Source organism: Bradyrhizobium sp. SZCCHNS2022, from assembly GCF_032377575.1.
Classification (GTDB): Bacteria; Pseudomonadota; Alphaproteobacteria; order Rhizobiales; family Xanthobacteraceae; genus Bradyrhizobium; species Bradyrhizobium aeschynomenes.
The window spans coordinates 3,421,217-3,434,351 of sequence record NZ_JAUHHZ010000001.1; the positions used below are offsets into that span (position 1 = coordinate 3,421,217).

General features: G+C 67.4%; 11 protein-coding genes. 8 read left to right on the forward strand and 3 right to left on the reverse strand.

What is annotated here, in order from left to right; all coding sequences use genetic code 11:
* The first annotated feature begins 33 nt into the window (after nucleotides 1-33).
* The 3 genes from QXZ94_RS15245 to QXZ94_RS15255 all read left to right on the forward strand — a co-directional run bounded on the left by QXZ94_RS15245 (nucleotide 34) and on the right by QXZ94_RS15255 (nucleotide 4,369).
* Entirely contained in the window at nucleotides 34-1,410 is a 1,377-nt protein-coding gene (locus QXZ94_RS15245; protein WP_315721089.1) for an FAD-dependent oxidoreductase, read from the forward strand.
* Between the two features lie 27 nt (nucleotides 1,411-1,437).
* Nucleotides 1,438-2,625, forward strand: a complete 1,188-nt coding sequence (locus QXZ94_RS15250) for an MFS transporter (protein WP_172133041.1) — start codon at nucleotides 1,438-1,440, stop codon at nucleotides 2,623-2,625.
* 169 nt (nucleotides 2,626-2,794) lie between these two features.
* A complete protein-coding gene (locus QXZ94_RS15255) occupies nucleotides 2,795-4,369 on the forward strand; it encodes an EAL domain-containing protein (RefSeq protein ID WP_315721090.1) in 1,575 nt (524 codons plus the stop codon).
* A gap of 9 nt (nucleotides 4,370-4,378) precedes the next feature.
* On the opposite strand, the gene QXZ94_RS15260 is transcribed toward QXZ94_RS15255, so the two are convergent.
* On the reverse strand, nucleotides 4,379-4,804 hold the full coding sequence (locus tag QXZ94_RS15260; RefSeq protein WP_315721091.1) for a CHRD domain-containing protein: 426 nt from the start codon (nucleotides 4,802-4,804) through the stop codon (nucleotides 4,379-4,381).
* A 173-nt stretch (nucleotides 4,805-4,977) separates the two neighbouring features.
* Here QXZ94_RS15260 and QXZ94_RS15265 point away from each other — a divergent pair, with 173 nt between their 5' ends.
* Entirely contained in the window at nucleotides 4,978-5,634 is a 657-nt protein-coding gene (locus QXZ94_RS15265; RefSeq protein ID WP_172112784.1) for a TetR/AcrR family transcriptional regulator, read from the forward strand.
* Nucleotides 5,635-5,727: 93 nt separating this feature from the next.
* Here the strand turns inward: QXZ94_RS15265 and QXZ94_RS15270 are convergent, their stop codons facing one another.
* Nucleotides 5,728-6,447: a GntR family transcriptional regulator gene (locus tag QXZ94_RS15270; RefSeq protein WP_315726288.1), complete on the reverse strand. Its 720-nt coding sequence runs from the start codon at nucleotides 6,445-6,447 to the stop codon at nucleotides 5,728-5,730.
* 174 nt (nucleotides 6,448-6,621) lie between these two features.
* On the opposite strand from QXZ94_RS15270, the gene QXZ94_RS15275 reads away from it, so the two are divergent.
* From QXZ94_RS15275 to QXZ94_RS15290, 4 genes are read left to right on the forward strand one after another with little or no spacing between them, the layout of a single operon-like run.
* Nucleotides 6,622-7,515, forward strand: a complete 894-nt coding sequence (locus tag QXZ94_RS15275) for a VOC family protein (protein ID WP_315721092.1) — start codon at nucleotides 6,622-6,624, stop codon at nucleotides 7,513-7,515.
* A gap of 29 nt (nucleotides 7,516-7,544) precedes the next feature.
* Nucleotides 7,545-9,077, forward strand: a complete 1,533-nt coding sequence (locus QXZ94_RS15280) for a bifunctional 3-(3-hydroxy-phenyl)propionate/3-hydroxycinnamic acid hydroxylase (RefSeq protein WP_315721093.1) — start codon at nucleotides 7,545-7,547, stop codon at nucleotides 9,075-9,077.
* 30 nt (nucleotides 9,078-9,107) lie between these two features.
* Entirely contained in the window at nucleotides 9,108-10,433 is a 1,326-nt protein-coding gene (locus QXZ94_RS15285) for an MFS transporter (protein ID WP_315721094.1), read from the forward strand.
* A gap of 14 nt (nucleotides 10,434-10,447) precedes the next feature.
* Nucleotides 10,448-11,299, forward strand: a complete 852-nt coding sequence (locus QXZ94_RS15290) for a fumarylacetoacetate hydrolase family protein (RefSeq protein ID WP_315721095.1) — start codon at nucleotides 10,448-10,450, stop codon at nucleotides 11,297-11,299.
* A 246-nt stretch (nucleotides 11,300-11,545) separates the two neighbouring features.
* Here QXZ94_RS15290 and QXZ94_RS15295 read toward each other — a convergent pair whose 3' ends face one another.
* Nucleotides 11,546-13,126 (reverse strand): DHA2 family efflux MFS transporter permease subunit, encoded by a 1,581-nt coding sequence (locus tag QXZ94_RS15295; protein ID WP_315721096.1) that lies wholly within the window; start codon nucleotides 13,124-13,126, stop codon nucleotides 11,546-11,548.
* Nucleotides 13,127-13,135: the final 9 nt, after the last annotated feature.

Consider the following 13,135-nt stretch of genomic DNA (forward strand, 5'->3'; position numbering starts at 1 on the left):
ATTCGATAATTCTAGAAGCATGGGAGGTGCGTGATGACGGAAGCCAGGACGAGCACCAAGACGGTCGCGATCATCGGCGCCGGCCCGGTCGGACTCGCGGCCGCGGCGCATGCGCTGGAGCGCGGCCTGCGCCCGGTCGTGCTGGAAGCCGGGCCCGAGGCCGCGCATGCGGTGCGGCAGTGGCAGCACGTGCAGCTGTTCTCGCCATGGCGATACAACGTCGATACGGCGGCGGCGCGGCTACTCGCCGCCACCGGGTGGAATTCGCCCGAGCCGGAGGTCTATCCGACCGGGCGTGAGCTGATCGACTCCTATCTCGCGCCGCTGGCGACCCGCACGGCCCTGCGCGACGTCATCAAGACGTCGCATCGGGTGACCGCGATCAGCCGCGTCGGCTTCGACAAGGCCAAGTCGAAGGGCCGCGCCGCTGCGCCGTTCGAGATCCGCTACCGGAACGGCAAGGGCGAGGCGACGATGCAGGCCGATGCCGTGATCGACGTCTCCGGCACCTGGTTCTCGCCCAATCCGGCCGGCGGCAACGGCCTGCCCGCGCTCGGCGAGGCCGCGCACGCCGCGCGCATCGCCTACGGCATGCCGGACGTCCGGGGCGCGCGGCGCAGCCGCTACGCCGGCAGGACCGTCGCCGTGCTCGGCGCCGGCCACTCGGCCATCGGCAGCTTGATCGACCTCGCCGCGCTTGCCGAGGACGACCCCGGCACGCAGGCGATCTGGCTGCTGCGCAGCGACGATCCGGCCAAGGCGTTCGGCGGCGGCAGCGCCGACCAGCTCGCCGCGCGCGGTGAGCTCGGCATGGCGTTCGCCGCGCTGGTCCGCTCGGGACGCATCCGGATCGAGACCGGATTTCATGTCACGGAGATCAACGATGCGGACGGCCGACTGCAGATCGTCGCAGGCGGCGATCGCGGCATCGACGCGGACGAGCTGATCGTCGCCACCGGCTTCCGTCCGGATCTGTCATGGCTGTCGGAGCTGCGGCTGCGGCTCGATCCCGCGATCGAAGCGCCGGCAGCGCTGGCGCCGCTGATCGATCCCAACGAGCATTCCTGCGGGACCGTGCGGCCGCATGGCGCACGCGAGCTGGCGCAGGCCGACGAGCCCGGGCTCTATCTCGCCGGGATGAAGAGCTATGGCCGCGCGCCGACCTTCCTGATGATGACGGGCTACGAGCAGGTCCGCTCGATCACGGCCGACATCGCCGGCGACAAGGCTGCGGCGCATCGCGTCGAACTGCAGTTGCCGGAAACCGGCGTCTGCACCCGCGGCGGGCTCGAGAGCATTGCAGCCCTGTCCGGCTGCTGTGGCGGACCGCCGCCGTCCGGCGTAGACAGTTGTTGCGCCGACGACGCCAAGGCCAAGGCGGCCGGGCGCACGGGCTGCGGCTGCTCATGACGCAGAACTGACGAGAGGTCGAACGGAATGCAGGCACGACGGCTGGGCGTGGTCATCGCTCTCGGCACCGCCCAGACCCTGGCCTGGGGATCGAGCTATTATCTGCCGGCGATCCTCGCCGACCCGATCGCAAGGGATCTCGGCCTCTCCAACAACTGGTTCTTCGCCGCGTTCTCCGCCTCGCTGATCATCTCCGGCCTGCTCGGCCCGCGCATCGGCCGCCAGATCGATCGCGTCGGCGGCCGTCAGGTGCTCTGCGCCTCCAACATCGTGCTGGCGATCGGGCTCGCGCTGCTCGGCCTGTCGCATTCGCTTTGGGTGATGGCGATCGCGTGGCTGTGGCTCGGCGTCGGCATGGGGCTCGGTCTCTATGATGCCGCGTTCGGCGCGCTCGGACGCATCTACGGCCGTGATGCCCGCGGCGCGATCACCGGCATCACTTTGCTCGCCGGCTTTGCCTCGACGGTCGGATGGCCGCTGAGCACCTGGGGGCTCGCGACGATCGGCTGGCGCGAGACCTGCTTCGCCTGGGCGATCGCGCATCTCGTGATCGGCCTGCCGCTCAACCTGTCGCTGCCCCGCGCCAATGCGATGGCGCCCGGCGAGGTGCCGACGGGCAAACCGAACATTCCGCTCGATCGCCCGATGGTGCTGATCGCCTTCGCGATGGCGGCTGCCTGGACCGTGACCGCGGCGATGGCCGTGCACCTGCCGCGACTGATGGAGGCGTTCGGCGCGACGCCGGCGCAGGCGTTGTTCGCCGGCATGATGATCGGGCCGGCGCAGGTCGCCGCACGGGTGTTCGAGGCCGGTTTCCTCAGCCGCTTCCATCCGCTCGCCTCGGCACGGCTCGCCTGCATCACCCATCCGCTCGGCGCGCTGACGATCGGCTTGTTCGGCGGCGGCGCCGCGGCGGCCTTCGCGCTGCTGCACGGGTCCGGCAACGGCATTCTCACGATTGCCCGCGGCACGCTGCCGCTCGCGATCTTCGGCCCCGCCAACTACGCCTACCGGCTCGGCCTGATCGGCGCGCCGTCGCGGATTTGCCAGGCCTTTGCGCCGCTGCTGTTCGGACTGCTGATCGACGCGCTCGGCCGTTTCGTGCTGATCGTCTCGGCGAGCCTGAGCCTGTCGGCGCTCGCGGCCTTGATGCTGCTGTCGGCCGGGCGGGCCGAAACCGCCGTGCCGGGCAGCGCCCCCGACAAGGCGGCCTGAGCTGCCTCGGTAGCACTTCCTTAACCAGCTTTCGGCGGCCGCAGCTGCGCTGACCGCTGCGGCCGGCCCCGAGGTCGCGAATATACGAAAAGTTGAAGGTTGGGCTGAACGATGCTCCGTGGTCACACGGGGGGCGTTCACGGACACGATGGCATTGCAGCGCAAACACATGCTTCGTGTCGGGGCGGTGGTCGCCTGTGTCGGGATCTTCCTGGCCGGCGCCGATCTCGCCGTGACTGCGCTGATCGGCAACCAGACCGCGCGCCAGCTCAGCGACCTCAGCAAGGTGGCACTGCGCCGCTCCGAAGCCGCGATCGACTCCGCCGGCTCCATCCTGCATCGCCTCATCGCGAAGGGACCGATGGATTGCAGCGCCATCGCGCTGCAGGCGCTGCGCCTGCACGTCTACCAAGGCACCATCGTCAAGGACATCCGTACCGTCGACCGCGAGGGGTCCGTGCTCTGCGCGGCCTATTCCGAGACACTCGAATTCGACAATGGCTGGGCGCGGCGGGACGAGATGTTCCAGTCGGCCGACGGCCAGCTGCGGCTGTTCCGCGTCGCGCAGTTCACGGGCGCCGCGTTCGGCGTGCTGCGCGACATCGACGCACAGCGCTCATTGGCGGCGATCCTGCGCATCGACGGCAATCTGCTCGACGTGATGCCGGCCGGCCTGCGCGCCGAGAGCCACGTCACCCTCACGCTGCCCGATGGCGAGCAGGTCGCGGGCTATCATCCCGACGCGTCGTCCAAGCCGCCGACCCAGAGCGTCGCCTTCACCACGGTGTCCGATCGCTATCCGCTGCAGGCCACCATCCATGTGCGGCCGTACAGCCTCAGTGCGCGCCACGACATGTCCTATCTGCTGACGATGCTCGCCGCGGGCATGCTCGGCGGCGTGTTCGGGCTGCTGCTGGCGAGCTATCTGAGCCGCCCTGTCGATCCGGTGGCCGAGCTCGACCGCGCCCTCGCGGGCAATGAGTTCAAGCCCTATGTGCAGCCGACCTTCAGCCTGAAGACGGGCGACATCATCGGCTGCGAGATGCTGGCGCGCTGGGAGAAGCCGGACGGCCGGCTGATTCCGCCGATGAGCTTCATCCCGCTGGCCGAAAGCTCCGGCCGCATCGAAAGGCTGACCTGGCAGATCCTGAAAACCGCGCTGCGCGAGCTGCAGCCCGAGATGCGGCAGGACAAGCTGTTCAAGCTGTCCGTCAACATCACGCCGCGGCATCTGCTCGGCGCCGGCTTCATCGACGATCTGCGCAAGGTGGTCGCATCCTCGTCGGTCTCGACCCGCCAGGTCGTGCTCGAGGTGACCGAACGCGAGGAGCTCGCCGATCTCGACAAGGCGACCGACGTCGTGAAGGAGCTCAGCGATCTCGGCTTCCGCATCGCGCTCGACGACGTCGGCATCGGCCATAGCGGCCTGTCCACCATCCAGCGGCTCGGCGCGCGCATCCTGAAGATCGACAAGTTCTTCGTCGACGCGATCACCCGCGACCAGTCCGCCGTCGTCGTGGTGCAGATGCTGGTGGCGCTGGCGCGCGAGCTGGAGATGTCGGTGGTCGCCGAGGGCATCGAGCATCAGGAGCAGGTCGCTGCGCTGCTCGCCTGCGGGGTCGAGGAAGGCCAGGGTTATCTGGTCGCGCCGCCGATGTCGCTCGATCGCTTCAAGCACTTCCTCGACGTGCGCCGCGCCGCGGCCCCTGCGGAGCAGACCAAGACGCCGGTGCTGGCGGCCTGAGGGCCGCGGTCACTGCTTCGTCATCTGTCCACGGATCTCGCCGCCCGGATTGGCCTGGGTGTGGATGTTGGCGTACCATTTGCCGGCGAGCAGATCCGCCGCCTGTGCCTCGGTGAGCGCGGACGCCCCCGTGATCGGCGACTCCGGGCTCTTGAACGGCAGCACGATGCCGGCATTCTTGCCGGGCTCGCTGGGTCCGTGGAAATGCGCGCCGATCGGCGGGCCGCTCAGGCCGGAGAAGGTGATCGTCCAGATCAACGTCTTGGTGGTGGTGTCGAAGCTCGCTTCGGCCGTGCCGGACGCGGCGCTCGCATTCGGCGGGACCTCGTTGGCGGCCTTGAGCTCGGACTTCAAGATGGCGGTTTCGGCACGAGCCGACGGCAACCCCGCAGCGCATGTCGAGACGAGCACCGCCAAAACGAGCTTACGGTTCATGGCTTCCTCCCGGTCGTTGGTTGCAGTCTGGAGTCTGAGGACCCCGGAGGCAAGCCGATATTCCGCAATGCGCATGCGGGAGCCGCGGCCGCGGCGTTGATTGATCAATGCCGGCGGCTGTGCCAAACAGGATGAAACAACAACGAGCTCGACGGAAGGCAATGGCGGAACGGATGGCTGCTTCCAGGACGGCGCGCGGCAAGGTCGGGCGCCCCTCGCTCGAACGTGCCGGCGAGGTCGAGGAGCGCATCCTGGACGCCGCCAAGACGGTGTTCCTCGCCAACGGCTTCGAGGGCGCCAGCGTCGACGAGATCGCGCAGACGGCGCGCGCCGGCAAGCCGACGATCTATGCACGCTTTCCCAGCAAGGCGGCGCTGTTCGCGGCGGTGATCGGCCGCCAGGCGGCGCGCAATACGCAGTATGAGAACCTCGTTCCGCAAGGACGCAGCTTCCGGTCCAGGCTCGTGAACCTCGGCGTGACGCTGATCGAGCGCGCCTTCGAGGACGAGACCATCGGCCTGATGCGCACCGCCATTGCCGAGAACCCCCGCTTCCCGGACCTTACGCTGGAAATCCAGGCCTCGGCGCGCCAGCGCGCCACCCTCAATGTCGGTCACGTTCTCGGCGAGCTGGCGCGGGCAGAAGGCCTCGCCGGCAAGGGCGCCTTTGCGGCGGAGCGGATCGAGGACACGGCCAGGATCTTCATCGATCTGGTGGTGTTCTCCATGCTGATGCGGGCGCTGCTCGGCGAGGACATCCGTGCGCTGAAGAAGGAGCTTCAGGCTTGCGTCGAAGGAAGGGTCGCCTTTTTCCTGTCGGCGACGACGTGAGAGCGCGGCGCTGTTGGCAGCCGGCCTCGGCCTGCACGAACGGCACCTGATATCGCCTGCCGTCATTCCCGGGCATTCGCGCGCAAAATGGCGCTATTTCCCGGCGCTTTTTGCCTTCAGCTCCGGAAAGATCGTCTCGTCCTGCAGGATCACGTCGGCCGTGCGCTGATAGTGTGCGGTCAGCAAGGCGATCGCGCGCTCCGTGTCCGCATCGAGCACGGCCGCGACGATCTCCGCATGCTCGTCGCCCACCGGGCGCGAGGGAAACGCCTTGCGGATGGACAGCCTGCGATAGCGATAAAGCTGGTCGGCGAGCTGACCACAGAACCCGATCAGCGATTGCGAGCCGCAGTTCGAGATCAGGACCCGGTGATAGATCCGGTGCAGCTTCTCCCACTCCGGATTGTCCTCGAACGTCGTCGCGCTCAGCGAGCGCGGCGCGCGGCTCAGGCGATGCTGCGCCAGCACCAGTTGCTCCTCCCATTGCGGCGTCGCCGCCGCCATCGACTCGCGCAGCGCCAGCGCCTCGACCCAGCAGCGCGTCTTGGTCAGCTCGGCGAGCTCGGCGCGGCTGATGTCCTTGACGTAGAAGCCGCGCTGCTCGCGCACCTCGACCAGGCCGTCGGCCGTGAGACGGTTCAGCGCCTCGCGCAGCGGCGTCTGCCCGGTCTGATAGGTCTCGGTCAGGAAGCGCATCTGCAGCTTGCGCGATGGCGCGAGCCGCCCGGACAGCAGGTCCTCCCGCAGCCGGTCATACACATGGCTTGCCTGGGTCGACGGGCCCTGCCCCTCGACCTCGATCACCGCGTCCACGTTCGATCTCCCCTCGGAATCGCCGCTCTTGTATAGAGCTTCACCCTGAAACATAAAATTTATAAATTCTGATTGATTTCGATTTTTTATGTAATAAAAGAACTTCGCCGGATCGCCGGCCATGACAAGAAACATCGCGCGCTCCTCTCAGGGGGCGCGCCGGAGGACTCGTCCATGACCCGATTTCCGGTCACGGCTCTACGCAGCGTCGACCTCGGCACGCCCGATCTTGGCCGGTCCGAGGCGTTCTATCGCGACGTCTGGGGGCTGGAGCGGGTCGCCACCGCGGACGGCGTCATCTACCTGCGCGCCACAGGACGCGACCATCACGTCGTCGCGCTGCACCGGAGCGATCGCACCGAGCTGAAGGCCGTGACCTTCCGTGTCGCCGAAGCCACTGATTTCGACACCATCGCGCGCAACGCCCTTCAGCAGGGCGCGACCTTGATCGCGGCCGCCGCGTCGAACCCGGCGCCCGATGGCGGCGTGATCATGAGCCTGCGCAGCCCCGAGGGCTGCACGCTGCGCTTCGTGCATGGCGACGTCACGCACGAGGCCAGGCCATCACGACCGGAGCTTCCGGAGCGCCTCGCTCACGTCAATCTCAACAGCACCGATGTTGACCGTACCGCCGCCTTCTACGAACACGCGCTTGGCTTCAAGCTCACGGATCGCTCGGCGGCGATGGCCTTCGTGCGCTGCAATTCCGACCATCATGCCGTCGTCATCGCGAGCGCCAAGGTGAACGGCCTCAACCACGTCGCTTTCCTGATGCCGACCTGGGAAGGCGTGATGCGCGGATCGGGCCGCATGATCGATGCCGGCTATCCGATCGCCTGGGGCGTCGGCCGCCACGGCCCCGGCGACAACGTGTTCGCCTATTTCCTCGATCCCCAGGGCATCGTCATCGAATACACCGCCGAGGTGCTGCAGGTCGACGACGACTACGTCGTGCGCGGTCCCGAGCATTGGGTCTGGCCGCCCGGCCGCACCGATCAATGGGGCATCGCGCCGCCCAAGGCCGAGCACGTCAAGGCCGCGCAGCTCGCGGTCGGCTTCGCCGCCTGACCTTCTTCCAACGCCGAGATTCGCGCGCCATGTCCGCCACGTCGAACACAGAACATCATCAGGTCGTCATTATCGGCTTCGGGCCGACTGGCGCCTTTGCGGCAAGCCTGCTCGGCCGCGAGGGCGTCAGCGCGCTTGCGATCGACCGTGCCCGCGAGATCTACGACAAGCCGCGCGCGATCGCGCTCGATCACGAGATCATGCGGCTATTCGACAATCTCGGCATCGCCGAGCAAGTCAGCCGCTACGTCGCGCCGTTTCCGGCCTCGGAGCATTTCGGCGCACAAGGACAACTGATCCGCCGCATCGACATGGTAGGCCCGCCCTACCCGCTCGGCTACACGCCGAGCATGGTGTTCACCCAGCCGCCGGTCGAGCAGGTGATGCGCGACCGCGTCGCCGACTGCCCCTCCGTCACGGTCGAGCTCGGCACGACCCTGGTCGACATCCGTCAGGATGCGAACGCCGCGACCGTCGTTTTGAAGCGCGAGGACGGCAGCACGCGCGAGGTCACGGCCGACTACGTCATCGCCTGCGACGGCGCCTCCAGCACCGTCCGCCAGACGCTCGGCATCGGCTTCGAGGATCTCGACTTCGACGAGCCCTGGCTGGTCGTCGACCTGCTGGTCAACGACAGCGGTATGAGCAGACTGCCGGCGACCGCGGCCCAATTCTGCGATCCGGCGCGGCCGACCACCTACATCATCGGCCCCGGCAACCACCGTCGCTTCGAGATCATGCTGCGCCCGGGCGAAGACCGACATGCGATGGAGCAGCCCGGGCAGGTCTGGCAACTGCTCTCACCCTGGCTCTCGCCTGAGGATGGCCAGCTGTGGCGCGCGGCGAGCTACCGCTTCCATGCGCTGGTCGCCGGCCGCTGGCGCGACGGCCGCGTGCTGCTGGCCGGCGATGCCGCGCATCAGCAGCCGCCCTTCATCGGCCAGGGCATGTGCCAGGGCCTGCGCGATGCTGCCAACCTCAGTTGGAAGCTCGTTCGCGTGCTGCGCGGTCAATCGGGGCCGGCGCTGCTCGATAGCTACGAGGTCGAGCGCAGCACCCATGTCCGCGAGCTCACCACCCGCATCAAGGCGATCGGCCGCGTGATCTGCGAGCAGGACCCCGTGGCTGCCGCAGCCCGTGACGCGCGCATCCTCGCCGAGGGCGGCGGCGCGCCGCGCACCATCACCCGGCAGGAGATCGTGCCGCCGCTGACCACGGGCCTGCTGGCGACGAAGGCGAACGCCGCCAACGGCACGCTGTTTCCACAGCCCTGGATTCTGCGAGATGGGGAACGTGTCCTGCTCGATGCGGTCGCTGGAACCGGATGGCGGCTGGTCCTCGACGGACGGCGCGCACCAAGCGCGCAGGCGGACGCCCACATCCATGTGATCACCATCGGTGGCAGCGGCCTGACCGAAGAGAGCGGCGTGGTCGCGCGATGGTTCGAGCGCCATGGCTGCAGCGCCGCACTGGTGCGGCCCGATCACTACGTCTACGGCGTCGCCGCGGACACGCCGGAGCTCGCGGCGCTGCTGACCGAGCTGCACGAACGACTGAACTAATCAAAACAAAAACATCAAAGGGGAAGCGCCATGACGACAACGACCGAGACCGCGAGCGGATCAGCGGGAGGACGCGCGATCGCCGTCCTCATCATGCTGTTCCTGTTCCAGACGCTGAATTTCTTCGACAAGCTGGTGTTCGGCCTCTCGGCCGTGCCGATGATGAAGGAGCTGGGACTCAGCCCGAAGGATTTCGGCCTGATCGGCAGCAGCTTCTTCCTGCTGTTCTCGCTGTCAGGCATGGCCGTCGGCATGTTCGTGGTCGGCCGCTTTCCGGTGAAATGGCTGCTCTTGATCATGGCCGGCGTCTGGTCGGCGACGCAGATCCCGATCTTCTTTTCCGGCTCGATCGCGGTGCTGGTGATCTGCCGCATCATCCTCGGCGCCGGCGAAGGGCCGGGCCTGCCGACCGCTCTGCATGCCTGCTACAACTGGTTTCCGCAGGACAGACGCAGCGTGCCGAGCGCGGTGGTGCTGCAGGGCATCAGCGTCGGCCTGCTCGCCGGCGGCCCGATCCTGACCTATGTCATCGTCAACTACGGCTGGCGCACCGGATTCCTGTTCTGCGGCCTGCTCGGGCTGGCCTGGATGCTCGGCTGGTTCTTCATCGGCGGCGAAGGCCCCTACTCGGCCGCACATGCGCCGGAAGCTGTCGTGGCCAAGGACAAGGCGCTGCCCGCGCGCGTGCTGTGGGGCGATGCCACGGTGATCGGCGTCATCATCATGTCGACCGCGTCGTACTGGATCGTCGGCATGTCTGCGACCTGGCTGCCGCCCTATCTGCAGCTCGGGCTCGGCTACAAGCAGGTCGATGTCGGCTGGATCATCTCGGCCATCTACCTGTTCCAGTCGCCGCTGCTGCTCGGCGGCTCCTGGCTGACGCAAGTTCTGCAGCGCAAGGGCTTCAGCCTGCGCGCCTGCCTCGGCCACGCCTCGGGCCTCGCGCTGCTCGCTGCCGGCTGCGCACTGCTGCTCAGCATCGTCACGACGGGCCCGCTGCAGCTCGCCTGCGTCGCGATCGCCTTCGCCGCGCCAAGCCTCACGACGATCTTCGGGCCGGTCGCGCTCGGCGCCATCGCGCCGGCCGTGCAGCGCGGCCGCCTGATCGTCGTGATCTACTCGGGCAACGCCGCCTCGGCGCTGGTCTCGAACGCACTCACCGGCTGGATCGTCGGGGAGGCCGGCAGCAACGCGCCGCTGGGCTATGCCCATGCCATGACCTTCACCGCCGGCGTGCTCATCGTCGGCGCCCTCTCCGCCTTCGCCCTGATCTTCCCGGAGCGCACCATCGCGCGCTTCGCGCGGACGGCGCAGGAACCAACCTCCCCCTCCGCCGTCGCGGCGGTCTCGACCTGACCAGAGGACATCCCATGAAATTCGCGAGTTTTGAAATCAACAATGTCAAGTCCTGGGGACTGGTCGAAGGCGATGAGGTCGCCGATCTCGGCGCTGTCCTGCGAGACCGCTTTCCCGATTTGAAGTCGGTGATTGCCGCCGATGCGCTGAAGGAGGTCGCTGCCGCGACCAGCAGCGCCAAGCGGCATTCGCTCCCGGCCATCACCTTCCTGCCTGTCATCCCCAACCCCGACAAGATCCTCTGCATCGGCCTGAACTACGAGACCCACCGCAAGGAGACCGGCCGCTCCGAGGTCGAGAATCCCACGGTGTTCGGCCGCTTCGCCAACAGCCAGACCGGGCATCTTGCGAATATCATCCGCCCGCGCGTTTCGACAGATCTCGATTTCGAGGGCGAGCTCGCCGTGATCATCGGCAAGCCCGGCCGCTATATCCCGCGCAGGGAGGCGTTCCAGCACATTGCCGGTTATGCCTGCTACAACGAGGGCAGCGTGCGCGACTTCCAGCGCCATACGCATCAGTTCACCCCGGGCAAGAATTTCCCCGACACCGGCGCGTTCGGCCCGTGGCTGGTGACGGCTGACGAGATCGACGATCTCGGCCCGCTGAAGCTGCAGACGCGGCTGAACGGCGAGGTGGTGCAGGAGGCGACGATCAGCCAGATGATCTTCGATATCCCGCGCCAGATCGAATATTGCTCCTCCTTCACCCGGCTCGAGCCCGGCGACGTCATCGCCACCGGCACCCCCGGCGGCGTCGGCTCCCGCCGCACACCGCCGCTGTGGATGAAGCCGGGGGATGTGGTGGAAGTGGAGATCGACCGTATCGGACTGCTGCGGAACGGGATCGCGGACGAGGCGATTTAAGTCCGCTCGCTCGCCCTGCAGCGATCTCACTCGCTTTCTCCTCCGTCATTCCGGGGCGCGCGCAGCGCGAGCCCGGAATCCATAACCACGACCATCAATGGCGTACCACCGGTCTACGCACTGCAGCTCTCGCCCAACATGGCGGCCCGTGGGTATGGATTCCGGGCTCATTCGCGCTGCTTCAAAATGGCTTCGCCATTTTGCGCGCGAATGCCCCGGAATGACAGCGGAGACACCAACTCCCCCTCAATGCGCCATTGCCGGGCCGCCGCCGAGCTTCACCTTGCGCAAGGTCAGCGCCAGCGGGATGGCCGACAGCGAGATCAGCATCAAGGCCCAATACACATCCACATAGGCCAGCAGCGAGGACTGCATCTGCACGGTCTGGCCGATCCAGGCCAGCGCCTGCTGCTTCGCCAGCACCATCGAGCTGCCATGGGCGGCGAAGTAGTTGGTCACCTGGTTCAGCGTGTCCTGATAGGCCGGGTTCGACGGGATGGTGTTCTCGATGAGGCGGTTCTGGTGGAACTGCCCGCGATGCGCCAGGATGTTGGCGGCGAGCGAGACGCCGATCGAGCCGCCGGTGTTGCGCGCGGCGTTGATCAGCGCCGAAGCCTGGTCGGTCCTTTCAGGGGGAATGCCGTTGTAGGACGCGGTCGTGATCGAGAGGAAGATCAGCGGCAGGCCGATGCCGATCAGCATGCGGGACTCCGCGAAGAACCAGAAGTCGACATTGGCGTAGACCCGGGTGAGGTCATACATCGCGAACGCCACGACGGCCGCACCGGTCATGATCATGTATTTCGGCTGCACCTTGCCCGAGAGCCGCCCGACCGCGAACATCATGGCCATGGTGACCAGGCCACCCGGCGACAGCACGAGGCCGGCCCAGGTGGCGGTATAGCCGAAATCCTGCTGCACCATCTGCGGCAGCATCTGCGTGGTGCCGAGCAGGATGGCGCCGGTCGCGAGCATCACCAGGAAGCAGGCGCCGAACTGGCGCGACGCCAGCATGCGCACGTCGACCGTCGGGTTCTTCTGGTTCATCTCCCATGGGATCATGGCGATGAAGGCGGTGACGCAGACCGCGGCGGTGATCACGATGAAGCGGGAGTCGAACCAGTCATCCTCCAGGCCGCGGTCGAGCATCAGCTCGAGCGCGCCGAGGAAGGTCGCGACCAGGATGAAGCCGACGACGTCGAAGCCATGCGCCTGCTTGCGCCGCTCCTCGGTGACCTCCTGCGGCTCCTTGAGGATCAGTCCGATCAGCACCATCGCGGCGACGCCGACCGGGCCGTTGATCAGGAAGCACCAGTGCCAGGAGGCATTGTCCGAGAGATAGCCGCCGAGCGTCGGGCCGACCACCGGCGCGACGACAACGGCGACGCCGAACAGCGCGAACGCCTGGCCGCGCTTCTCCGGCGGGAAGGAGTCGGCGAGGATCGATTGCGCCACAGGCACCATGCCGCCGCCGCCGAGGCCCTGCAGGATACGGAACAGCAGCAGCACCTGCAGATTCCAGGCGAAGCCGCACAGCACCGAGCTCAGGGTGAACAGGCCGAGGCACATGATGAAGAAGGTCTTGCGGCCCAGCCTCTTGGCGAGATAGCTCGACGCCGTCAGGATGATGGCGTTGGAGACGAGATAGGTCGTCACCACCCAGGAGGATTCGTCCTGGCTGACGCCCATGCCGCCCGCGATATAGGGCAGCGCGACGTTGGCGATGGTGGTGTCGAGCACCTCCATGAAGGTCGCGAGCGCGACCAGCACCGCGATGATCCACGGACTGCCGGCGCGCGGCGCGGAGAGAGCAGCAGCCTCACTCATGGCGAACCT

Bases quoted from the DNA above. Each gene is read 5' to 3' on its own strand.
- QXZ94_RS15245 (WP_315721089.1), top strand. From the start codon at position 34: ATGACGGAAGCCAGGACGAGCACCAAGACGGTCGCGATCATCGGCGCC.
- QXZ94_RS15250 (WP_172133041.1), top strand. From the start codon at position 1,438: ATGCAGGCACGACGGCTGGGCGTGGTCATCGCTCTCGGCACCGCCCAG.
- QXZ94_RS15255 (WP_315721090.1), top strand. From the start codon at position 2,795: ATGCTTCGTGTCGGGGCGGTGGTCGCCTGTGTCGGGATCTTCCTGGCC.
- QXZ94_RS15260 (WP_315721091.1), bottom strand. From the start codon at position 4,804: ATGAACCGTAAGCTCGTTTTGGCGGTGCTCGTCTCGACATGCGCTGCG.
- QXZ94_RS15265 (WP_172112784.1), top strand. From the start codon at position 4,978: ATGGCTGCTTCCAGGACGGCGCGCGGCAAGGTCGGGCGCCCCTCGCTC.
- QXZ94_RS15275 (WP_315721092.1), top strand. From the start codon at position 6,622: ATGACCCGATTTCCGGTCACGGCTCTACGCAGCGTCGACCTCGGCACG.
- QXZ94_RS15280 (WP_315721093.1), top strand. From the start codon at position 7,545: ATGTCCGCCACGTCGAACACAGAACATCATCAGGTCGTCATTATCGGC.
- QXZ94_RS15285 (WP_315721094.1), top strand. From the start codon at position 9,108: ATGACGACAACGACCGAGACCGCGAGCGGATCAGCGGGAGGACGCGCG.
- QXZ94_RS15290 (WP_315721095.1), top strand. From the start codon at position 10,448: ATGAAATTCGCGAGTTTTGAAATCAACAATGTCAAGTCCTGGGGACTG.
- QXZ94_RS15295 (WP_315721096.1), bottom strand. From the start codon at position 13,126: ATGAGTGAGGCTGCTGCTCTCTCCGCGCCGCGCGCCGGCAGTCCGTGG.